At 66.4% G+C, this 22,731-nt stretch carries 21 protein-coding genes; 19 read left to right on the plus strand and 2 right to left on the minus strand.

The annotated features are described in order from the left end of the window. Positions 1-53 precede the first annotated feature (53 nt). The 16 genes from A6723_RS15600 (at position 54) to A6723_RS15675 (ending at position 16,677) form a co-directional block, all read left to right on the plus strand. Positions 54-944, plus strand: coding sequence for a TauD/TfdA family dioxygenase (locus tag A6723_RS15600; protein WP_054909273.1), 891 nt, complete (start codon positions 54-56; stop codon positions 942-944). A gap of 262 nt (positions 945-1,206) precedes the next feature. Then, complete coding sequence (locus A6723_RS15605) at positions 1,207-1,956, plus strand: GntR family transcriptional regulator (protein WP_054909274.1); 750 nt, start codon at positions 1,207-1,209, stop codon at positions 1,954-1,956. Next, on the plus strand, positions 1,953-3,704 hold the full coding sequence (locus A6723_RS15610; protein ID WP_054909275.1) for a fumarate reductase/succinate dehydrogenase flavoprotein subunit: 1,752 nt from the start codon (positions 1,953-1,955) through the stop codon (positions 3,702-3,704). The genes A6723_RS15605 and A6723_RS15610 overlap by 4 nt, the downstream gene beginning before the upstream one ends. Before the next feature lie 264 nt (positions 3,705-3,968). Continuing rightward, positions 3,969-4,214 (plus strand): ferredoxin family protein, encoded by a 246-nt coding sequence (locus A6723_RS15615; protein WP_024767017.1) that lies wholly within the window; start codon positions 3,969-3,971, stop codon positions 4,212-4,214. 221 nt (positions 4,215-4,435) lie between these two features. Further along, positions 4,436-5,842: an ABC transporter substrate-binding protein gene (locus A6723_RS15620; RefSeq protein ID WP_054909276.1), complete on the plus strand. Its 1,407-nt coding sequence runs from the start codon at positions 4,436-4,438 to the stop codon at positions 5,840-5,842. 47 nt (positions 5,843-5,889) lie between these two features. Next, complete coding sequence (locus A6723_RS15625) at positions 5,890-6,678, plus strand: ABC transporter permease (RefSeq protein ID WP_037018010.1); 789 nt, start codon at positions 5,890-5,892, stop codon at positions 6,676-6,678. Next, positions 6,675-7,523, plus strand: a complete 849-nt coding sequence (locus tag A6723_RS15630; RefSeq protein ID WP_054909277.1) for an ABC transporter ATP-binding protein — start codon at positions 6,675-6,677, stop codon at positions 7,521-7,523. Before A6723_RS15625 ends, A6723_RS15630 begins: the two co-directional genes overlap by 4 nt. Next, the gene (locus A6723_RS15635) at positions 7,520-8,491 is read left to right on the plus strand and encodes a HEAT repeat domain-containing protein (RefSeq protein WP_054909278.1); all 972 of its coding nucleotides are present in this window, start codon (positions 7,520-7,522) and stop codon (positions 8,489-8,491) included. Before A6723_RS15630 ends, A6723_RS15635 begins: the two co-directional genes overlap by 4 nt. Then, complete coding sequence (locus A6723_RS15640) at positions 8,488-8,766, plus strand: gamma-butyrobetaine hydroxylase-like domain-containing protein (RefSeq protein ID WP_054909279.1); 279 nt, start codon at positions 8,488-8,490, stop codon at positions 8,764-8,766. The genes A6723_RS15635 and A6723_RS15640 overlap by 4 nt, the downstream gene beginning before the upstream one ends. Before the next feature lie 133 nt (positions 8,767-8,899). Then, positions 8,900-9,604, plus strand: coding sequence for an SDR family NAD(P)-dependent oxidoreductase (locus A6723_RS15645; protein ID WP_054909280.1), 705 nt, complete (start codon positions 8,900-8,902; stop codon positions 9,602-9,604). A 91-nt stretch (positions 9,605-9,695) separates the two neighbouring features. Next, complete coding sequence (locus tag A6723_RS15650; protein WP_054909281.1) at positions 9,696-10,715, plus strand: AraC family transcriptional regulator; 1,020 nt, start codon at positions 9,696-9,698, stop codon at positions 10,713-10,715. A 257-nt stretch (positions 10,716-10,972) separates the two neighbouring features. Beyond that, entirely contained in the window at positions 10,973-12,214 is a 1,242-nt protein-coding gene (locus tag A6723_RS15655; RefSeq protein WP_064979796.1) for a sterol desaturase family protein, read from the plus strand. A gap of 1 nt (position 12,215) precedes the next feature. Next, on the plus strand, positions 12,216-12,773 hold the full coding sequence (locus tag A6723_RS15660) for a hypothetical protein (RefSeq protein WP_054911157.1): 558 nt from the start codon (positions 12,216-12,218) through the stop codon (positions 12,771-12,773). 149 nt (positions 12,774-12,922) lie between these two features. After that, entirely contained in the window at positions 12,923-14,854 is a 1,932-nt protein-coding gene (locus A6723_RS15665; protein WP_064979798.1) for a DUF1302 domain-containing protein, read from the plus strand. A gap of 13 nt (positions 14,855-14,867) precedes the next feature. Next, positions 14,868-16,235: a DUF1329 domain-containing protein gene (locus A6723_RS15670; RefSeq protein WP_054911155.1), complete on the plus strand. Its 1,368-nt coding sequence runs from the start codon at positions 14,868-14,870 to the stop codon at positions 16,233-16,235. Positions 16,236-16,290: 55 nt separating this feature from the next. Beyond that, entirely contained in the window at positions 16,291-16,677 is a 387-nt protein-coding gene (locus A6723_RS15675) for a hypothetical protein (protein ID WP_054911154.1), read from the plus strand. Here the strand turns inward: A6723_RS15675 and A6723_RS15680 are convergent. Both A6723_RS15680 and A6723_RS15685 read right to left on the minus strand, forming a co-directional pair. Further along, positions 16,674-17,318: an alpha/beta hydrolase gene (locus A6723_RS15680; protein WP_054911153.1), complete on the minus strand. Its 645-nt coding sequence runs from the start codon at positions 17,316-17,318 to the stop codon at positions 16,674-16,676. The genes A6723_RS15675 and A6723_RS15680 overlap by 4 nt on opposite strands. 269 nt (positions 17,319-17,587) lie before the next feature. Beyond that, the gene (locus A6723_RS15685; RefSeq protein WP_054911152.1) at positions 17,588-18,916 is read right to left on the minus strand and encodes an OprD family porin; all 1,329 of its coding nucleotides are present in this window, start codon (positions 18,914-18,916) and stop codon (positions 17,588-17,590) included. Between the two features lie 635 nt (positions 18,917-19,551). Here A6723_RS15685 and A6723_RS15690 point away from each other — a divergent pair. The 3 genes from A6723_RS15690 (at position 19,552) to A6723_RS15700 (ending at position 22,729) form a co-directional block, all read left to right on the plus strand. Further along, positions 19,552-20,031, plus strand: coding sequence for a helix-turn-helix domain-containing protein (locus tag A6723_RS15690; protein WP_054911151.1), 480 nt, complete (start codon positions 19,552-19,554; stop codon positions 20,029-20,031). A gap of 11 nt (positions 20,032-20,042) precedes the next feature. Further along, positions 20,043-21,170 (plus strand): HlyD family secretion protein, encoded by a 1,128-nt coding sequence (locus tag A6723_RS15695; protein WP_054911150.1) that lies wholly within the window; start codon positions 20,043-20,045, stop codon positions 21,168-21,170. A 71-nt stretch (positions 21,171-21,241) separates the two neighbouring features. Continuing rightward, positions 21,242-22,729: a DHA2 family efflux MFS transporter permease subunit gene (locus A6723_RS15700; protein ID WP_233298894.1), complete on the plus strand. Its 1,488-nt coding sequence runs from the start codon at positions 21,242-21,244 to the stop codon at positions 22,727-22,729. Positions 22,730-22,731 lie beyond the last annotated feature (2 nt).

Here is a 22,731-nt window from a genome sequence, read left to right on the forward strand (position 1 = left end):
TCTCTCCGGAAGAGGGTTGGGGTGAGAGAAGCCCCAAACTCAGGATTCTCGAGATGACCCAATCCAACGCCGTACAACAACCCACCCCCGAACCCTTCGCCATCGTCCCCCTCGACGCCCCGCTGGGCGCCGAAGTTCACGGCCTCGACGCCCGCGAGCCGCTGACCCCGGAACAGATCCTGGCAATCAGGCAGGCCCACCGCGAACACCACATCCTGATCTTCAAGAACCAGGACCTGGACGACCAGCAGTACCTGCGCTTCGCCACGCTGTTCGGCGCGGTGTTCCAGCCACCGGCAGATGTGCCCGTGCTGTCCTCCGGTGCAGACGGCAAGGCCCCCGACATCGTCAAGGTGGCCAACACCGAGGACGGTGAACTGGGCAACTTCGCCCTGCCGGCCCACGTTGACCATCAATGGACGCCGGTGCCCTCTTCCGGTTCCTTCCTCTACGCCCTAGAGGTGCCCAGGACCGGCGGCGAAACCCAGTTCACCAACCTCGCCCGCGCCTACGAGACACTGGACGAGGCGACCCGCGCCGAGATCGACCCATTGCGCCTGATCAACTACAAACCGTTCATCCGCCTGAAGAGCGGCGGCTACAACGGCACCTTCGTGCGCTACCGCACCCCGGACATCGAGCCCATCCAGGGCACCGAACACCCGCTGGTGCGCACCCACCCGGAAAACGGCAAGCGCGTGCTGTTCCTCTCCGTGCACACCGAGGTGGAAATCCCCGGTGCCGATCCCGTGCAAGGGGCCGCACTGGTCGAGCGGCTGCGCGAACACCTGCAGAAGCCCGAGCTGATCTACAGCCACAAATGGTCGGTGGGCGACATCGTCTGGTGGGACAACCAGGCCGTGCTGCATGGTCGCAACGCCTTCCCGGCCAGCGAGAAGCGGCGCCTGAAGCGCATCAGCCTGTCTGGCAGCCGGCCGTTCTGAGGTTATGTCCGCCCTATGGGGCGGAAATCTCCGCGCGAGGACTTTTGACCCTGTAGGAGCGAGCTTGCTCGCGAACGGATTACCCGGGCGCTCTGGCATCAGGCGGTTCGCGAGCAAGGACTGGGCGTCCCCCTCGCTCCTACAAAAAAACCTGAGATACCCCTGCTGACGGCGCTTTCTATGCTTATGCGAAATCGTTTCTTGTCCTGAATCAGCTATTCCTTTTATAGTTTCGGCAACTCGTCATAACAAGTTATGAACTATGGTCGAACTACTCCCCCTCTCCCCCGTTCCCCTGTACAGCCAGCTGAAGGAAATCCTCCGCACGCGCATCCTCGACGGCACCTATCCGCCGCTCAGCCGCATGCCGTCAGAGGCCGAGCTGGGCAAGGCCTTCGAGGTCAGCCGGATTACCGTGCGCCAGGCGCTGGGCGACCTGCAGAAGGAAGGGCTGATCTTCAAGATCCACGGCAAGGGCACCTTCGTCGCCAAGCCCAAGGCCTTCCAGAACGTCAGCACCCTGCAGGGCCTGGGCGAATCCATGACCCAGCGCGGCTACGAAGTGATCAACCGCCTGCGCAGCTTCAAGACCGTGCCCGCCAACGCCCAGGTTGCCGCCCGTCTGCAAGTCGCCGAGGGCGAGAACGTGGTGCAGATCAAGCGTGCCCGCCTGGTCAACCGCGAGCTGGTGTCGCTGGAAATCACCTGGCTGCCGGAGGCCGTTGGCAAGCGGCTGGAAAAGGCCGACCTGGTCAGCCGCGACATCTTCCTGATCCTGGAGAACGACTGCGCCCTGCCCCTGGGCCATGCCGACCTCGCCATCGACGCCATCCTCGCCGATGCCGAACTGGCCCGCGCGCTGGAGGTGGAAGAAGGTTCGCCGGTAATGCGCATCGAACGCCTGACCCACACCGCCGACGGCGCGCCGCTGGACTACGAACACCTCTACTACCGCGGCGACGCCTTCCAGTACCGCCTGCGCATCGACCGCCACAAGGGACAGCACCAATGACCCAGTTCGATCTCTCCCAGATCCCCGAGGACAAGGAACTCGCCTACGACATCGTGGTGATCGGCGGCGGCACCGCCGGCCCCATGGCGGCGATCAAGGCCAAGGAAGCCAACCGCGAGCTGCGCGTGCTGCTGGTGGACAAGGCCAACGTCAAGCGCAGCGGCGCCATCAGCATGGGCATGGACGGGCTGAACAACGCCATCATTCCCGGTCACGCCACGCCTGAGCAGTACACCAAGGAAATCACCGTCGCCAACGATGGCATCGTCAACCAGGCCGCCGTCTACGCCTACGCCACCCACAGCTTCGAGACCCTGCAGCAACTGGACCGCTGGGGCGTGAAGTTCGAGAAGGACGAGGTCGGCGACTACGCGGTGAAGAAGGTCCACCACATGGGCGCCTACGTGCTGCCCATGCCCGAGGGCCACGACATCAAGAAGGTGCTGTACCGCCAGCTCAAGCGTGCACGCATCGAGATCACCAACCGCCTGGTGGTGACCCGCCTGCTCACCGATGAAGAAGGCGCGGTCAACGGCCTGCTCGGCTTCGACTGCCGTACCGCGCAGTTCCAGGTGATCCGCGCCAAGGCGGTGGTCCTCGCTTGCGGCGCCGCCGGCCGCCTGGGCCTGCCCTCGTCGGGCTACCTGATGGGCACCTACGAGAACCCCACCAATGCCGGCGACGGCTACGCCATGGCCTACCACGCGGGCGCGGAGCTCTCGAACCTGGAGTGCTTCCAGATCAACCCGCTGATCAAGGACTACAACGGCCCGGCCTGCGCCTACGTCACCGGCCCGCTGGGCGGCTACACCGCCAACAGCAAGGGCGAGCGCTTCATCGAGTGCGACTACTGGAGCGGCCAGATGATGTGGGAGTTCCACCAGGAGCTCGAAGGCGGCAACGGCCCGGTGTTCCTCAAGCTCGACCACCTGGCCGAGGAAACCATCCAGACCATCGAGGAAATCCTTCACAGCAACGAACGCCCCAGCCGCGGCCAGTTCCACGCCAACCGTGGCACCGACTACCGCCAGCAGATGGTGGAGATGCACATCTCCGAGATCGGTTTCTGCTCCGGCCATTCGGCCTCGGGCGTGTGGGTCAACGAGAAGGCCGAGACCAGCGTCAAGGGCCTGTACTCGGCCGGCGACATGGCTGCCGTGCCGCACAACTACATGCTTGGCGCCTTCACCTACGGCTGGTTCGCTGGCACCAATGCCGCGCAATACGTGGCCGGCCGCGAGTTCCGCGAGGTCGATAGCGCCCAGGTGGAGCGTGAGCGTGAACGCGTCTTCGCGCCTTTGAAACGCGAGCACGGCCTACCGCCAGCACAGGTGGAGTACAAGCTGCGGCGCATGGTCAACGACTACCTGCAGCCGCCCAAGGTGACCAGGAAGATGGAGATCGGCCTGCAGCGCTTCGCCGAGATCGCCCGCGACCTCGACCAGCTCAAGGCCAACAACCCCCACGAGCTGATGCGCGCCATGGAAGTCAGCGTGATCCGCGACTGCGCCGAGATGGCCGCCCGCGCCTCGCTGTTCCGTACCGAGAGCCGCTGGGGCCTGTACCACCATCGCGTCGACTACCCGCTGCGCAACGACGCCGACTGGTTCTGCCATGCGCACCTGAAGAAGGGCGACGACGGCGAGATGACCAGCTTCAAGAAGCCCATCGAGCCCTATGTGATCGCGCTCGATGAAGACGAGCAGCAGGCTTACGAAAAACTGCGGGTAAAGAGCGAGGCGGCTTGAATTCTTGCGCCCTGAAGAGCCCCTCACCCTAACCCTGGCTACGCGCCCCGCTCCTGATGGAGAGGCGACTGTCCTGAGCGGCGAATGAATCGGCGCTCGCCGGCTGACTCGGTGCTTTCCAGACCCACCGAACGGCCCCCTCTCCCCCTGGGAGAGGGCTGGGGTGAGGGATGGGCCCGAGCACCAGTGCCACCCCAGAACCACCGAACAGAATCAGCCCGCCGCCACGACGGCCGGCAAGCAACACGATGAGGACCGCGTGCAATGGCCTACCAACCCCAGGAAATCTTCTTCCGCTCCAGCGCCCCGGTGACGGTGGACGAGGACAAGTGCATCGCCGACAAGGGCTGCACCGTCTGCGTCGAGGTCTGCCCGATGGACCTGCTGGCGATCAACCCCGCCACCCAGAAGGCCTACATGGCCTTCGACGAATGCTGGTACTGCATGCCCTGCGAGAAGGACTGCCCGACCGGTGCGGTGCGCGTGGAGATTCCGTACCTCCTGCGTTGAGCTCCCGCAACGAAGTTCCCTTGTAGGAGCGAGCTTGCTCGCGAACCAACTCCTGCAGCAGGGCTGTTCGCGAGCAAGCTCGCTCCTACGAAAAGCCCGAACAACCCATAAGAAACGCCATCCGGCCCCACCGCCGGACGCCTGATGCACCGCCCCTCGTTTCCCACCGCAAGGCCTGCGGCGGAGACGATTCCAACACTCATGATTCGAGGGGAACACCCATGACCTTGCGCACCACCCTGGCCGGCCTCGCGCTCGCCATTGCCAGTATCACCGCCCATGGCGAGACCATCCGCGTCGCCATCGGAACCCAGGACACCACCATCAACTGCGCCGCCGGCGGCCTGTTGATCCGCGAACTCGGCCTGCTCGACAAGTACCTGCCGCACGACGGCAAGTACAAGGACGCGCAGTACGACGTGCAGTGGAAGAACTTCACCAGCGGCGCGCCGCTGACCAACGAGATGCTCGCCGGCAAGCTCGACTTCGGCGCCATGGCCGACTTCCCCGGCTCGCTCAACGGCGTCGCCCACGAGGCGGCCGGCAAGCGCAGCCTGTTCATCAGCGTGCTCTCGGGGAGCATCGAGGGCAGCGGTAACGGCATCGTCGTGCCCGCCTCGTCCAAGGTGCAGTCGCTGGCCGAACTCAAGGGCCAGACCATCTCCGTGCCCTTCGCCTCCACCGCCCACGGTCTGCTGCTGCGCGCCATCGCCGCTCAGGGCTGGGACCCGGAGAAGGACGTCACCATCATCGCGCAACCGCCGGAAGTCGCCGGCTCCGCGCTACAGGCCAACAAGATCGCCGCCCATGCCGACTTCGTGCCCTTCGCCGAGCTGTTCGAGAGCCGTGGCATCGCCCGCAAGATCTACGACGGCTCCCAGGCCAAGGCACCGACCTTCCACGGCGCGCTGGTGGAAGCCGACTACGCGCAGCAGTACCCGGAAATCGTCGAGGCCTACCTGCGCGCCACCTACGAAGCCAACCAATTGCTGGCGAAAGACCCGGAGAAATACAGCGAGCTGATCGAGAAAGTCGCCGGCATTCCCGCCGAAGTGAACTACCTGTTCCACGGCCCGCTCGGCCTGCAGACCCGCGACCTGACCTGGAAGCCCGAATACCGCCAGGCCGTCACCACCGCCATCGACACCCTGAAGCTGCTGAAGAAAGCCGACCGCGGCCTGAACGTCGAGCAGTTCGTCGACGACCGCTACATCCGCGCCGCCTTCAAGGCCTCCGGCGCCGACTACGACGCCGCGCTGAAGAACTACGCGCAGCAGCCACTGCTGGGTAACGACATTCTGACCAACAAGCCGATCAGCGATACGCGCAAGGTCGCGCAGATCTGGGTGCGCGGCGAACCGAAGGTGCGCAGCTACGCGACCGCCAGTGAAGCGCTGGGGCAACTCGCCGAGCTGAAGCAGCAAGGCAAGGACATCCGCGCCGTCTACGCCCAGGCCAGCGACAGCGGCATCAAGCTGCTGGCCAGTCAGGCCTGGTTCGTGCGCGGCAAGGACGGCGCGCTGGACGCCTTCCTGCTGCGCGAACAGGCCGACGCCTTCGCCCGCCAGCACGGCGGGGAAGTCGCCGACTTCGCCGCTGCCAGCCAGCAGGCGGTCGCCAGCCGCTGAGGTGCAGCCCCGGTGCCGCGCGCGCCGGGGCTCGACGGAGAACGATGATGAACACCACCACCCTCACCCGCTGGAGCCTGCGCCTGGCCTCGCTGCTGGTCTGCCTGGCGCTGTGGCAGGTGCTCAGCGCGCGCCACGTGAACCTCGGCGTGGTCACCTTCGCCAACGTGCCCGGCCCGCGTGATGTGCTGGAAGCGGCCTGGAACCTGGCGCAATCGAGCAAGCTCGGCCGCCACCTGGGCAGCAGCCTGCTGCGGGTGCTCGCCGGCTACCTGCTGGCGGCTTTCGCCGGCATCGCCCTGGGGTTGCTCATCGGCCGTGGCCGCTGGGCCCGCGACAGCCTGCTGCCGCCGCTGGAAGTGCTGCGGCCGATCCCCGCGGTGGCGTGGATTCCGCTGGCGATCCTGATGTTCCCCAGCTCCGAGCTGTCGATGATCTTCATCACCTTCACCGGTGCGCTGTTCCCCATCCTGCTCAACACCATCCACGGCGTGGAAGCGGTCGATCCGCGCCTGCTCGCCTCCGCCCGCAGCCTCGGTGCCGGGCGCCTGGCGCTGCTGCGCGAGGTGGTGCTGCCGGGTGCCGCGCCGAGCATCGTCACCGGTCTTGCCATCGGCATGGGCACCTCGTGGTTCTGCCTGGTGACCGCCGAAATGATCTCCGGCCAATGGGGCATCGGCTACTACACCTGGGAGTCCTACACCTTGCAGAACTACCCCGACATCGTCGTCGGCATGTTGCTGATCGGCGTGCTCGGCATGGCCAGCAGCCTGCTGGTGCGCCAGCTCGGCAGCCTCGTCACACCCTGGCAGCGCCAGGCCGGAGGCAAGCCATGAGCCTGCCCGCCAGCGCACCGGGGCGCGTGCGCGTCGACGGCCTGTCGATCCACCTCGGCAGCGGTCGCGACGCCTTCGAGGCCGTGCAGTCCCTGAGCTTCTCCATCGAGCCTGGCGAATTCGTCTGCGTGCTCGGCCCGTCCGGCTGCGGCAAGTCCACCCTGCTCGGTGCCCTTGCCGGCCACCTGGCGCCCAGTGCCGGCAAACTGGAAGTGGACGGTGGTCCTGTCGCCGGCCCCTCGCCCGAGCGCGGCATGGTGTTCCAGCACCACACCCTGCTGCCCTGGCGGCGCGTGCGCGACAACGTCGCCTTCGGCCTGAAGATGCGCGGCGTGCCCCGCGCGGAACGCCATCGCCAGGCCGACGAGATGCTCCAGCTGGTCGGTCTGAACGGCTTCGCCAATCGCTGGCCGTCGCAGCTCTCCGGCGGCATGCAGCAACGCGTGGAAATCGCCCGCGTGCTGATCAACCAGCCACGCCTGCTGCTGATGGACGAACCCTTCGGCGCCCTCGACGCGCAGACGCGGATGATGATGCAGGAACTGCTGCTGGACATCTGGACGCGCCTGCGCACCAGCGTGCTGTTCATCACCCACGACATCGACGAGGCGCTGTTCCTTGCCGACCGCATCCTGGTGATGAGCCCGCGCCCCGGGCGCATCCTCGAAGACATCCGCCTCGACTTCCCGCGACCACGCCACGCCGACCTGCTCACCAGCCCGGAATTCTCCCGCCTCAAGCGTCACTGCCTGGAACTGCTGCGCCACGAAGACGGCCGCCAGCTGCCGCGTCTGACGCCGCTGGGGCTGCCCACTCCACAACGGATACCGCGATTTGCCATATGACCGACTTCAGCCTGACTACCGATAATCCTGACATCCTCGACCTGCAACCGCGTCTGCAGGATGCCGACGCCGGCGTGCGCCGCATCGCCCTGATCGAACTGGCCGACCTTGAAGACCCTGACGGCCTGCCCTGGCTCGCTGCCGCACTGACCGGCGATGAGGCCGCCAGCGTGCGTGCCGAAGCCGCACGCCTGCTGGAAGCCTGGGAAGAGCCCGACGTGGTGGACGCGCTCTGCCAGGCCCTTGCCGACCACGCCGAGGACGTGCGCGAAGCCGCCGCCCAGAGCCTCAGCGAGCTGAAGACCGCCGAGGCCGGCGTACGCCTGCTGCCCTGGGCTGCGCACAGCGATATCTTCGTCCGCCGCAGCGCCCTGCGCGCCCTGCGCGAACTGCGCCTGGAAGCCGCCGCCGAACCGGCACTCACCGCGCTGCAAGACACCGATGCCGGCGTACGCCGCGAAGCCGTGGGCATCCTCGGCTGGCTCAAACGCACCGACGCCCTGCCGCACCTGGCCCGGCTGACCCGCGACGACCCGGACGCAGAGGTCCGCCGCGCCGCCGCCGGCGCGCTGGGCCTGGCCATCGACGCCAGCGTGCTGCCGGCCTTGCAGGCCGCCCTGGCCGATCCGGCCTGGCAAGTGCGCGAGGAAGCCGCCGGCACCCTCGGCAAACTGGCCCTGCCCGAAGCCGGCGAAGCGCTGGTGCATGCGCTGGAAGACGACTTCTGGCAGGTCCGCCTGCGCGCCGCCCGTTCGCTGGGCAAGCTGCGCTACCTGCCGGCGCTGGAGGGGTTGAAGGTCGTGCTCGGGCACAGCATCAGCAACCTGCGCAAGGAAGCCGCGCTGGCCCTGGGCGAACTGGGCAGCGGCGATGCCATCGAGGCACTGCGCAACGCCGAGCAGGACGGCGATCCGGAAGTCCGCAAGGCCGTGCGCATCGCCCTGAATCAGTTGGGCCAGTCGACATGAACACGCCGGTCGCGCTGCATCGCTCCAGCACAGACGGCGAACTGCGCATCCGCTGGGACGACGGCGTCGAGCAGTGCATTGCCTTCACCCGCCTGCGCGGCGCCTGCCCCTGTTCGCAATGCCGGGCAGCGCGGCTGCAAGGTCGCATCGAGCTGGTGAAGGCAGGCGTAGTCCTGCAACAGCTGAACCTGCAGGGCTACGGCGTGCAATTGGTGTTCGACGACGGCCATGACCGCGGGATCTATCCCTGGGCCTACCTCCGCAACCTGGCCTGAACCTGCACTGCCCGGCAAGCAGATGACGCGCTGCCGCATCCAATCTGGCGCGCAGGAACATGCCGCGCGGCGGCAGGGTGATTAGCGTTCGCAGCATACCCACAAGAACGTCAACCACCGAGCGCCATTCATCATGCCTTCATCGCTTTCCCAACGCGTCATCGCCATCACCGGAGCCTTCGGCAACCTCGGTGCGGCGCTGGCCATCCAGGCCGCCGAAGCCGGCGCACTGCTTGTGCTGATCGACCGGGCCGAAGCGCCGCCCGCGGACTTCCATACGCCCGAAGGCGCCCTGCTGCTGACCGGTATCGACCTCGCCTCGCTGGCCGACGCCCAGGCCGCAGCGCGCCGGATCGACGAACGCTTCGGCCGGCTCGACGCGCTGGTGAACGTCGCCGGCGGCTTTGCCTGGCAGACCCTGGCCGAAGGTGAGGTCGAGTGCTGGGACCGCCTCTACACCCTCAACCTGCGCACGGCCCTGTGCGCGTGCCAGGCGCTGTTGCCGCTGATTCGCCAGTCCGCCACCGGGCGCATCGTCAACCTGGGCGCCGGCGCGGCCAGCCGGGCCGGCTTCGGCATGGGCGCCTACGCCGCCTCCAAGGCCGGCGTGCTGCGCCTGACCGAAAGCCTCGCCGAGGAGCTCAAGGACCAGGGCGTCACGGTCAACGCGGTGCTGCCGAGCATCATCGACACGCCGCAGAACCGCGCCGCCATGCCGGAGGCGGACTTCGGCCGCTGGGTCACGGCCGAACAGCTGGCGGGGGTGATTCTCTTCCTGCTCGGCGATGCGGCCGCCGCCATCACCGGCGCCGGGATTCCGGTCAGCGGCCGCGTCTGAGCGTGCCGACGGACGCCGCTGGCCTCGGCGGCGCCCGACTTGCTAGATTGCACCCGCTCTCCAACCGGACCACCGGATCGCCCCACACGCCATGCATCCCGCCACCGCCAGCGCCGCCTTCGTCAACCACGTGCTGAACACCGCCGAGCAATACGGCTGTGACGGCGAACTGCTGCTGAACGAAATCGGCCTGCAGCGCGAGCGCCTCGCCGACCCGATCCTGCGCATCCCCATGCACCAGCTGCGGGCCCTGCTGGAGCTGGCGGTGCGCATGAGCGGCTTGCCGCACTTCGGCCTGCTGGTGGGCGCGGCGGTACGCCCCGGCAGCTACGGCGTGCTGGGGGCGGTGTCGATGACCAGCGCCACGCTGGGCGAGTCGATGAGCATGATCCGGCGCTTCGGCAAGATCGTCTTCGACAGCCCGTCGAGCCAGACGCACATCGTCATCGGGGACGGCCGTGTACTGCTCGAAGACCAGCGCATCACCGAGCTGGAGCCCTACTGCGCCTGCCAGCAGGACGCCGTGCTGGCGGGCTGGACGGCTTTCGGCCGCTGGCTGATCGGCAGCAGCGCGCCGCTGCTGGAAGTGCAGATGATTCACGCCGCGCAAGGCGACGCTGCTCTCTACGACGAGTTCTTCGGCTGCCCCGTCCAGTTCAACGCCCCGCGCAACGCACTGGTTTTCCCCGAGGCGATGCTCGCCGCGCGAATCCAGGGCGCCGACCCGCGCACCCACAAGAGCCTCCTACTGGAGGCGGACCTGCAGCTGGGCCGCTCCTACGCACCGCTCTCGGTGATCGGGCGGCTGCGGGCGCTGCTGATCGAGCACATGCCCGGCGGCGAAGTCAGCCTGGATGGGCTGGCCAGCGAACTGGCCATGTCACCGCGCACCCTGCAGCGCAAGCTGGCCGCCGAGGGCGAAAGTTTCTCCCAGGTGCTGGAGACCATGCGCATGGAACTGGCCGACCATTACCTGCGGCGCACCGATTCCAGCGTCATGGAGATCGCCCTGATGCTCGGCTTCTCCCAGGCCAGTGCCTTCAGCCATGCCTTCCGCCAGTCACGCGGCATCTCCCCGGCAGATTTCCGCAAGACCCTGCGCAGCGCCTGACCTCCGGCGCGGGGGCCCTTGTAGGAGCGAGCTTGCTCGCGAACCGCATTCCCCCGAAATGTCCGCGTCAGGCTTGGCCTTGTTCGCGAGCAAGCTCGCTCCTACAGGTAATGCCGTTCCTGGCGTCTATGGGTCGCCATCACCCAATCGTATGCGCCGCCGATTGACGCCACTGGACATGCGCACTGGCGCCCTGCATCACGCCCGCCCTGGCGCATCGCGTTAGCCTCCGTGCAACAAAAAAAGGAGGCAGAAACATGCCCAACATGATCGTCTACGCCGTGCCGGCATTCCTCGTGCTGCTGCTGGTCGAACTGCTCTGGAGCTTCTGGCGGCGGCGCCAGACCTTCGCCCTCTCGGACAGCCTGTCGAGCGCGTCACTGGGGCTCAGCGGCCAGGTGATCAACCTGTTCGTGCGCGCCCTGAACTTCGGTGTCTACCTGCTGGCCTACCAGTACCTGGCACTGTTCGACCTCTCCACCTCGCATTGGTGGGTCTGGGTCATCGGCCTGCTCGGCTACGACTTCTGCTACTACTGGCACCACCGCATGGGCCATGAAGTGAACCTGGTCTGGGCGTCCCACGTGGTGCACCACTCCAGCGAGGAATTCAACTACTCCACGGCGTTGCGGCAGACCAGCACGGGCTTCCTCACCAACTGGTTCTTCTATTGGCCGCTGGCGCTGATCGGCATTCCGCCGAGCGTGTTCATCGTCGCCGGGGCGGTGATCCTCGGTTACCAGTTCTGGATTCACACCCGCCACATCGGCAGCCTCGGCTGGTTCGACCAGTGCTTCGCCTCGCCGTCCAACCACCGCGTGCACCACGGCCAGAACGCCTACTGCGTGGACAAGAATTACGGCGGCGTGCTGATGCTCTGGGACCACCTGTTCGGCACCTTCGCCAAGGAGCGCCCGGCGTCGGAAGAGCCGATCATCTACGGCATCCACGGCCAGCTGAAGACCTTCGATCCGCTCAAGGCGAACTTCCACAAGTACCGCGACCTGCTTGCCGACGCCCGCCTGGCCGACAGCTGGGGGGACAGAATTCGCGTCTGGTTCGCCCGCCCCGGCTGGCGCCCGGCCGCTGCCGAGCGGCTCGATCCGAAACCGCCCCACGACATCACCGCATTCCGTATCTATCGCCCACGCATTTCCGCCGCAACGGCCTTCTACTGCCTGCTGCAGATGCTCCTGCTGATGGTGCTGGGCATGGGCTTCCTGGCCTTCGCCTACCAGCTGCCGCTGGCCTGGAAGGTGGTCGGAGCGCTGTGGATCATCGCCTCGCTGTGGGTACTCGGCCGCAGCCTGGAAGGCGCGCCTGGCAATGGCCGCTGGCAGTTGCTGTGGCTGTGTTCGCTGGCGATTCCGGCCGCCATCGGCCACCTGCAATGGGGCCTGCCGGTAGCCTGGGCAGTAGCGCTGTTCTTCGCCGCGACACTGACCCTGTTCGGCATGCTGCTGCGTTCGCTGCGCCAGCCGCAATCGCTGGAGGTCTGAGATGAATTCCAGCGTGCTCTGCGAACTGTTGCTGTGCGCCGCGAGCGTCTGGGCAGCGGCGGACAGCCTGAAGAACGGACACGGCTGGCGCGTGGCCGGATTCGCCCTGATCACCTTCACTGCGTTGCTCGGTGCGCTGGTCTATGGCGGCCTGGAGACGGCGCGACTGGCGCACCAGACCATGACTGGCATCTCCGGGCGCATCAGCCTGCTGCTGATCGCCGTCGGCAGCCTGCATGGTGCCACCCGCCATCTGCTGCTCGCCGCCCTCGCCGCGCTGATGCTCTGGTTGCCGAACAACCTGGCGCTGGCCGGCAACCTGCTGGCGCTGATCGCCATCGCCTGGCCCGGCCGCTCGCAGCGCTGGCCGCTGGCAATCGCCGGCGCCTTGTTGTTCGTCCTCGCCGGGCTGGGTATCGCCGGGCGAGGCGACTGGTGGGGCATCCCGCGCGTGGACCTCTACCACCTCACGCTGATGCTGGCGACGCTGTGCTGGACGCTGGCACGACTGCGCGGCACACGCTGGCTGCTTGGCACGCCAGCTTCCCTCGCCCGCTGAATGCGGGCGCCACCGACCACCGGAGACCAGCACCCGGCGTGAACCCAACACGCCCATTTGCCTTCGCAGAGCACTATCCGAAGGGGCGCCGCCACGCGGCCCCATCTGATGACACACACAATAAGAACCAGTCGTTGGAGTAGCCTCACATGACCACCAGATCCCGCAAGCGTCGCTTGCAGACCGGGTCCGCCTTTGCCTGCGTTTTACCCCTGATGCTCAGCGGCCAGTCGAAGGCCGTCGAATTCAGTTTCCTCGACAACCAGCTCAGCGGTTCGCTGGACACCACCGTGTCCTACGGCGCGCTGTGGCGCGTGCAAGGTCAGGACAAGACCAACAACGACGTCAACAGCAACGACGGCAACCGCAACTTCAGCACGGGCCTGGCCTCGGAGGTGTACAAGATCACCTCGGACCTGGAGGCGACCTACCAGAATTACGGCCTGTTCATGCGCGGCTCGGCGTTCTACGACACGCAGATCATGGACAAGCGCAACGACTACTACGACCACAACGACCCGCCGCAGCCGAGCCAGAGCTACCCGCACAACGACCACTTCACCGACGCCACCCGCGACACCGCCGGGCACCGCGCGGAAATCCTCGACGCCTACCTCTACGGCAACTGGGACGTCGCCGACCATCCGCTGAGCGCGCGCCTGGGCAACCAGGTCTTCAACTGGGGCGAAGGCGTGTTCTACCGGGGCGGCATCAACACCACCAACCCGGTGGACGCTGCCAAATTCCGCCTGCCCGGCTCGGAGCTCAAGGAAGTGCTGATGCCGGTGGAAGCGGTCAGCTTCAACGTCGGCCTCACCGACAACCTGTCGATGGACGCCTTCTACCAATGGAACTGGAAGGAAACCCGCCTCGACCCGGCCGGCACCTTCTTCTCCGAAACCGACCTTTTCGCCGATGGCGGCAACACCGGCTACACGCGGGTGAAGGCGCTGTCCGACCCGCTGTTCCAGACCCTCTACCCGCAGCTCTCGGCCAGCCATTTCGCCGGCCTGCAGGGCACCGACTACCTGGACAGCAACGGCTACTTCAAGGTGTCGCACATCGGCCAGGACATCAACGCGAAGAACGACGGCCAGTTCGGCGTGGCCTTCCACTACATCGCCGAGCAGCTCAACTCCACCGAATTCGGCTTCTACTTCGTCAACTACCACGCCAAGGACCCGGTGATCTATGCCGACCTGAACAAGAGCTACGCCGGGCTGGACATGGATCAGCTGGCACAGCTGGTCGGCTCGCCGTCCTACGATGCGCTGGTGCAGAGCGGTGGGCAGATGCTCGGCCTGGTCAACGCCGCCGCGGCGGTGGACATGGCCAATCAGGCCAACGCCCGCCGCGAGTACGTCGAGAACATCCGCATGTACGGCCTGAGCTTCAACACCACGCTGGGCGACGCCTCGCTGTTCGGCGAGATCGCCTACCGGCCCAACCTGCCGATCGGCGTGGCGACCACCAACGACCTGCTCGGCGACATGCTCGCCCAGGCCGGCAAGATCGCCGACGGGCAGAAGGTCAATGTCGGCGGGCAGATGGTCGGCCTCGGCGGAGCGGTGCACGACTACGAGCGCGTCGAGTCCTTCAACAGCTCGCTGGGGACGATCTACAACTTCGGCCCGTCGCTGTCCTTCGACTCGTTCATGGGCGTGTTCGAAGTGGCCGCCGAGCAACTGCGCGGCAGCAGCCTGCAATACACCGCCTATGACGGCAGCACCCGCTACTACTCCGGCCGCAGCAACGGCGCGTACGTCTCCGGCTTCGACCGCGGGGACCAGGTCAACCGCAATGCCTACGGCGCCACCCTGCTGCTGACCGGTACCTGGAACGACGTGTTCGCCGGGGTCAACCTTTCGCCCTACGGCGTCTACAAGGACGACTTCAGCGGCAACTCGCAGCAGGCCGGCAACTTCATCGCCGGGCGCAAGGCCTACACCCTGGGCCTCAAGGCCACCTACCTGAACRSCCTGGAAGCCGARCTGCAGTACACCGAGTTCTACGGCGCCGGGCAGRAMAACGCCRSCCGCGACCGCGACAACGTCGGCTTCAACGTCAAGTACTCCTTCTGAGCGGAGATTCACCATGGGCAACATCCGTACCCTGATCAGCGCCGCTGTCGCGCTGGCCCTGTCCGCCGGCAGTGCGCTGGCGGCGGTTTCCCCGCAGGACGCAGCCAGGCTGCAATCCACCCTCACGCCGCTGGGCGCGGAAAAGGCCGGCAACGCCGCCGGCACCATCCCCGCCTGGACCGGTGGCATCACCCAGGCCCCGGCCGGCTTCAAACCCGGCCAGCACCCCATCGACCCTTACGCGGCGGACAAGCCGCTGTTCACCATCACCAAGGCCAACCTCGACCAGTACAAGGCCAACCTCACGCCCGGCCAACTGGCGATGTTCAACAACTACCCGGACACCTTCCAGATTCCGGTCTACCCGACCCGGCGCAGCGGCTCGGCGCCGCAGTGGGTCTACGACAACACCTTGAAGAACGCCACCACGGCCAAACTGGCGGAGAACGGCAATGGCTTCGTCGATGCCTTCGGCGGCATTCCCTTCCCGATTCCGCAGAGCGGCGTGGAAGCGGTGTGGAACCACATCGCCCGTTACCGTGGCACCTTCATCGTGCGCCGCTCCGCCGAGGCTGCCGTGCAGCGCAACGGCGACTACTCGCCGGTGGTCACCCAGCAGGAGGCGCTGTTCAAGTACTACCAGCCGGGCGGCAATTTCGAAGGTCTGGGCAACCGCATGTTCTACTTCCTCGCCTTCACCAAGAGCCCGGCGCGCCTGGCCGGCAGCGCCGCGCTGGTGCACGAGACGCTGGACCAGGTGAAGGAGCCGCGCCAGGCCTGGGCCTACAACGCCGGCCAGCGCCGCGTGCGTCGTGCGCCAAGCCTGGCGTATGACACGCCCATCGCCTCCTCCGATGGCCTGCGCACCGCCGACGACACCGATCTGTACAACGGCGCGCCGGACCGCTACGACTGGAAGCTGCTGGGCAAGAAGGAGATCTACATCCCTTACAACAACTTCCGCCTGGCCAGCGCCGAGGTGAAGTACAAGGACCTGCTCACGCCCAACCACCTCAACCCGCAGTACACCCGTTACGAACTGCACCGCGTGTGGGTGGTGGAAGGCACGCTGAAGCCGGGCGCGCGGCATATCTACTCCAAGCGCGTGCTGTTCCTCGACGAGGACAGCTGGGGCGCCGCCGAAGTCGACCAGTACGACGGCCGCGGTGAACTGTGGCGCGTATCGATGGCCTACCTGCGCAGCTACTACGAGCTGCCCACCACCTGGACCTCCATCGACGTCTTCCACGACCTGCAGGCGCGCCGCTACGTGGCAATGAACCTGGACAACGAAGAGCCGGCCAGCATCGACTTCACCCAGGCGCTGCCGGACGGCGAGTACTTCAGCCCGTCGGCCCTGCGTCGGCGCGGCACCCGCTGACCCTCAGCCCATCGCGGGGCGCTCGGCCCCGCTTCCCCGCAAGGAAACCTGCACGATGTCCAGACCTGCCCTCACCCTCAAATGGTTCGGTTGCTACCTGATGCTGCTGGGCCTGGCGCTGATGCTGGTGCCCAACCTGCTGCTCGGCCTGTTCCACGTCGCCACCACGTCGGAGGTGTGGATACGGGTCGTCGGCGTGCTGGCGTTCAACATCGGCGTCTACTACCTCGCCGCCGCCCGCAGCGAATCCCGGCCGCTGTTCCTCGCCTCGGTGTATACCCGCGCCCTGGTGCTGGCCAGCTTCGCCGCCTTTGCCCTGCTGCAATTGTGCGAACCGATAGTGGTGCTGTTCGGCGCCGTCGACTTCTGCGGCGGCCTCTGGACGCTGCACGCCCTGCGTGCGGAGAACAGCGCTCACGCCATCAGCAACCAGTCTTGCTAGGACACTGTGCGCTGCAGGTGCTGGAGCACCCTCTCCACTGCCTGTTCCAGGCAGCCCTTGAAGAAGTGGTCGGCGCCGGTATAGAGCACCACTTCGCGCTGCTGCGGCCGCGCCCAGTCCAGCAGGTTGGCCAGCGGCGCCATTTCGTCCGCCTCGCCGTGCAGCAGCAGGCAGTCGGCCGGCACCGCCTGTGCTTCGTAGTCGCGGCCGCCGGGGACCGTTCCCACCGGCAAGCCCATCAGCGCCACCGCATCCGCCACTGGTGCCAGCTCGCTGGCAACGCGAGCGAACACATAGGCGCCGAAGGAAAAGCCCACCAGCGCCAACGGCAGATCGGGATACTCGCTACGCAGATGCTCGATCACCGCCAGCATGTCCTGCGCCTCGCCGACACCTTCGGCGTAGTCGCCTTCACTGCCATCCACGCCACGGAAGCTCGGCCGCACGGTCAGCCAGCCAGCGCCGCAGAGCTTGCGCGAAAGGGTCAGCGGCACGCGGTGCCTCGGGCTGCCACCGAGCAAAGGCTGCGGATGGCTGATCAGCGCGATGCCCTGCGGCGGCACACCCGGCCGGTCGATCAGCAATTGCAGCTTGCCCACCGGGCCATCGATCAGTTGCGTGCGGCGCTCTTCTTCGGACATCGACTCTTCTCGCGGGACGGGAACGGAGCGCCGATTGTAGCGCCCCGCCCGCACTCCAGGCTCGCAGAAGACCGCCCTCGCCGGGCGGATGACGCTGGCGCGTTATGCGCCCTGCGAACCGGGAATATCTGCGCGTGACGTCGGGTCCTGTAGGAGCGAGCTTGCTCGCGAACCGCTTGACGCTGGAGCGGCCGGGTAATCCATTCGCGAGCAAGCTCGCTCCTACGAAGAGCCCCCACTGCAGCACCCAGCAAGGTGCTGCAGTGGCGTTACAGGATCGACAGCGGGTAGTCGACGATCAGGCGGAACTCGTTGACGTCACCCTCGGCCTGGTCGGCATTGCCGCGGTGGATCGCCTCGCGCAGGCGCAAGGACAGGTCCTTCGCCGGCCCGGACTGCACCACGTACTTGGCCTCCAGGTTGGTCTCGTGGTGCTTGCCGTCATCGCCGTAGCCGTAGCCGCGGTAGGGGCTGTCGGCGGCCATCTTGCTGCCGTCGATGCCATGGCCGTTGACATAACGGGCCATGAAGCTCAGGCCGGGAATGCCGTAGGTCGCCATCGCCAGGTCATAGCGCAACTGCCAGGACTTCTCCTCCGGGCCGTTGAAGTCCGAGTACTGGATGGAGTTGGCGAGGAAGATCGAGTCGCCGGTGTCGCCGGGGCCGTTGACGCCGAACGCCACGTAGTCGAACGGCGTGTCGCCATGCACCTTCTGGTAGGCCAGCGTCAGGGTGTGGGCGGTGAGGAAGGTGTACGCGGCGGCGGCCGACCAGGTGGTGTTGCTGATCTCGCCGGCCTTGGCGCTGCCGTCGTCGTTGGTGCGGTAGATATTGAAATCGAAGTTCAGCGACTGGTCGTCCGCCAGCGGCAGCGTGTAGTTGGCGTTGCCGTAGTACTGGCGCCACACGTCCTCCAGCTTGGAGGCGTAGAGCGAGAAATTCAGCGCGTCGTTGACCGCGTACTTGCCGCCCACGTAGTCGATGCTGCTGGCCTCGACGTTGGCGTAGGAGGCCCAGATGCCATGGTCGCCGTTGGTGGTCACCGGGCCATTGCCGCCGGTGAAGTGGCCGCCGTCCAGGTCCAGCCCCTCGATCTCACTGCTGAGCACGTTGAAGCCGGTGGCGGTCTGCGGGAACAGCCGCGTGCCGCCTGCGGCGAATACCGGCGCGGTGGGCTGCAGGTCGCCCCAGCGCAGCTCGGTTCTGGAGACGCGCAGCTTCACGGCGCCGCCGGCACGGCCGTATTCGCTTTCCGGCGAGCCATCGTCACGCACTGGCAGGTTGCCGGTGCCGGAGGTTCCAGCGCCGCCATCCAGGCGGATACCCCAGTTGCCGAAGGCTTCCACGCCGAAGCCGACGGTGCCCTGGGTGAAGCCGGAGCTGTAGTTCAGCGTGAAGCCCTGGGTCCAGTCCTTGCGGTCCCCGGCGCCGGACTTGCGGTCGCTGTTGCAGTAGTAGTTGCGCATCAGCAGCGAAGCCGTGCTGCCTTCGATGAAGCCGGTGGCTTCGGACTGATCGGCAACGGCGGCGGCATGCGCCAGCTGGAACGGAATGCCGGCGACGATCGCCCCCAGCATGGAAAGACGGAAAACAGACATCTTCTACCCCTTTGTTGGACTTGTCTTGGCAGGCGTATCGATTGAATCCTGAATAACTTTCTTATGTTTCCCCGCCATAGGCAGAGCGAGCGAAGAGATAACAATCCGCCGCCTCGCCCTCCAACCAGCCTTGTCGATAGTCGATATCGAGACGAATGATTAAGCATTTGTCGCTATCGCCATTAAGCTTGCGCCCCGATGAAGAACATGAGTCCCGGATGCCCGCTCCAGAGCGTCCGGAGGATTGCTCCACTTCATCATCCTTTGGTTTGGCCGCCTCCCCAGGCGGCCTTTTTTTGCCTGCAGGAAAGTTATGGAACAAGTGTTCCAGGCCATTCCCGGATAATTCTCCTGGCCAATTTCCAACTCATCAAAAGATGGTTTCAGGGCAACTTCCCAGAACTTCTCCAGGCAACTTCCGCAGAATTGGGCAACTCTTTGCGCAGCGGTGATATCACCTCGGTATACCGCTCATCCCCACGCCCGTTTCCCCTTCGATGAGTCACTTGCGCAAAGCAAGCGACCCCTTTAGATTACAACCATAATCTTTCTAGCCGCCTTTGGCCTGACGCCCTGCCAGGCCCGTGGCAAGGCGGCCTTATTAGATGACGACATTCATGTAAAGAGAGGCCGCCATGCGCAGATCCAGCTTCGAAAACCTCCCCTGCCCCGTGGCCCAGGCGCTGGACCTGATCGGTGACAGCTGGAACGTGCTGATCCTTCGCGAAGCCTTCTACGGCTCCACGCGCTTCGACCAGTTCCTCGCACGATTGGGCATCGCCAGCAACGTCCTCACCCGTCGGCTGCGCGCACTGGTGGACAGCGGCCTGCTGCAACGCCGCCAGTACAACGACCATCCGCCGCGCTTCGAATACCTGCTCACCGATCGCGGCCGCGACCTGCGCCCGGTACTGCTCACGCTGTTGCAGTGGGGCAAGCGCCACGCCGGCATGGCCAGCGCCGCCGAACTGGTGGACACCCGCACGGGCCGCCCAGTGCGTATCGCCCTGGTGGACGCCGACAGCGGCGAAGCCATCGGCCCGCAGCACCAGATCCATCGCCGCGAGGGCGACCAGTTCGTCCCCGTCCACATCCCACAAGCCGATCACGCCTGAGCGAGGCCGCCATGAACCAGCCCGTCACCCTTCCCGCCACGCCAGCCGTCGACACGGCAAAACCGAAGTCGCGCCAGGCCCTCAAGCTCGCTGTCACAGCGGCAGCCGTTCTCGGCGCGGGCGCTTACGCCGGGCACTGGTGGCTCGACGGTCGCTTCCTGGAGAAGACCGATGATGCCTACGTCGGCGGCGACGTAACGGTGATCAGCCCGCGCGTGGCCGGCTATATCGCCGAATTGAAGGTGAGCGACAACCAGCTGGTGCATGCCGGCGACCTGTTGGCGCGCATTGATGACCGCGATTACCGCGCCGCGCTGGCCAAGGCGGACGGCGCCGTGCATGCCGAGGAAGCGGCGCTGACCAATGTCGATGCCCAGGCCTCGCTGCAGGATGCGCTGATTCGCCAGAGCCAGGCGGAGATCGACGCGGCGGCCGCCGAAGAAGTACGCACCCGCGACGACCAGCACCGCTACGCCACCCTGGTGCGGACCAACGCCGTTTCCGTGGAAGCCGCGCAGCGCGCCGACGCCAGCTTCAAATCCGCCCGCGCCAACAGCGACAAGGCTCGCGCCAGCCTGCTCGCCGCGCGGCGCCAGCTCGACGTGATCCAGAGCCAGCGGCAACAGGCCCAGGCCGCGCTGGAGCAGGCCATCGCCGCCCGCGACCTGGCACGCCTGGACCTCGGCTACACCGAGCTGCGCGCCCCGGTAGACGGCTACATCGGCAACCGCCGCGCACGGGTCGGCAGCTACGTCGCCGCCGGCACCCAACTGCTCGCCGTGGTCCCCGCACAAGGCCTGTGGGTGGACGCCAACTTCAAGGAAGACCAGCTGGCCCGCATGCAACCTGGCCAGGCGGTGACCATCGAGGCCGACATCCTTCCCGGTAAGGTCTTCCACGGCCACCTGGACAGCCTCGCCCCGGCCACCGGCGCGCAGTTCAGCATCCTGCCGCCGGAGAACGCCACCGGCAACTTCACCAAGATCGTCCAGCGCGTGCCGGTGCGCGTGCACCTGGACGACGCCGACGGTCGCCTCGGCAACCTGCGCCCCGGCCTGTCCGTGCTGGTGGAAGTGGACACCCGCGCCCATGACCATGGCGATGCCGACCAGCGCGTCGCCCAGGGCAGCCGGCCGTGAACTTCTGGAGCAACGAGGTGGTGCCGGTGGAAAGCCTTTCCACCGGGCGCAAGGTGATCTCCTTCGCCTGCATGTGCCTGGGCATGTTCATCGCCCTGCTGGACATCCAGATCGTCTCCGCCTCGCTGCGCGACATCGGTGGCGGACTATCGGCCGGCGCCGATGAACTCGCCTGGGTGCAGACCAGCTACCTGATCGCCGAGATCATCGTCATCCCGCTCTCGGGCTGGCTGTCCAAGGTGCTCTCGACACGCTGGCTGTTCGCCGCCTCGGCGCTGGGTTTCACCCTTACCAGCCTGCTCTGCGCCATGGCCTGGAATATCCAGAGCATGATCGCCTTCCGCGCGCTGCAGGGCTTTCTCGGCGGCTCGATGATCCCCATGGTGTTCACCACCGGCTTTCTCTACTTCGACGGCAAGCAGCGGGTGATTGTCGCCGCCACCATCGGCGCCATCGCCTCCCTCGCGCCGACCCTCGGCCCGGTGGTCGGCGGCTGGATCACCGATATTTCCTCCTGGCCCTGGCTGTTCTACATCAACCTGGTGCCGGGGTTGTTCGTCGCCATCGTAGTGCCGATCATGGTGCGCATCGACAAGCCCGACCTGTCGCTGCTCAAGGGCGCCGACTACCCGGCGATCCTGCTGATGGCGCTGTTCCTCGGCTGCCTGGAATACACCATGGAGGAAGGCCCGCGCTGGAACTGGTTCAGCGACGACACCATCCTCGCCACCGCCTGGATTTCCGCGCTGTGCGGCGTCGCCTTCATCTACCGCAGCCTGACCGCGGCGCTCCCCATCGTCGACCTGCGCGCCCTGAAGGAACGCAACTTCGCCCTCGGCTGCCTGTTCAGCTTCGTCACCGGCATCGGCATCTTCGCCACCATCTACCTGACGCCGCTGTTCCTCGGCCGTGTACGCGGCTATGGCGCGCTGGACATCGGCCTGGCGATCTTCTCCACCGGCATCTTCCAGATCATGAGCATCCCGCTCTACGCCGCGCTGGCCCGGCGCGTCGACCTGCGCTGGATCCTGCTGCTGGGCATGGTGATGTTCACCCTGTCGATGGTTGAGTTCGCCCCGCTGACCCACGACTGGGGCGCCGCGCAGCTGATGTTCCCGCAGGCCCTGCGCGGCATGGCCCAGCAGTTCTGCGTAGCACCCACCGTGACGCTTGCGCTCGGCTCGCTGCCGCCCGAGCGCCTGAAGCTCGCCTCCGGGCTGTTCAACCTGATGCGCAACCTCGGTGGCGCCATCGGCATCGCCGCCTGCGCCACGGTGCTCAACGACCGCGCCAACCTGCACTTCCTGCGCCTGGCGGAGCACCTGAACAGCAGCAACGAGGCGCTCAACCAATGGCTGGCGCCGTCACTGGAGTTCAATGGCGAACCGAGCCAGCAGGCGCTCAGGCACCTGTGGGACCTGACCTGGCGCGAGGCGCAGACACTGACCTTCGCCGACGCCTTCCTGCTGGTCGGTGCGTGCTTTGCGGTGACGCTGCTGCTGGTGCCGCTGATGAAGAAGATCGCGCCGCCCGCGCAACCCAGCGCGGACAGCCACTGAGC

The sequence above is a fragment of the Pseudomonas sp. AU11447 genome, from assembly GCF_001672555.2.
GTDB classification, from domain to species: Bacteria; Pseudomonadota; Gammaproteobacteria; order Pseudomonadales; family Pseudomonadaceae; genus Pseudomonas; species Pseudomonas nitroreducens.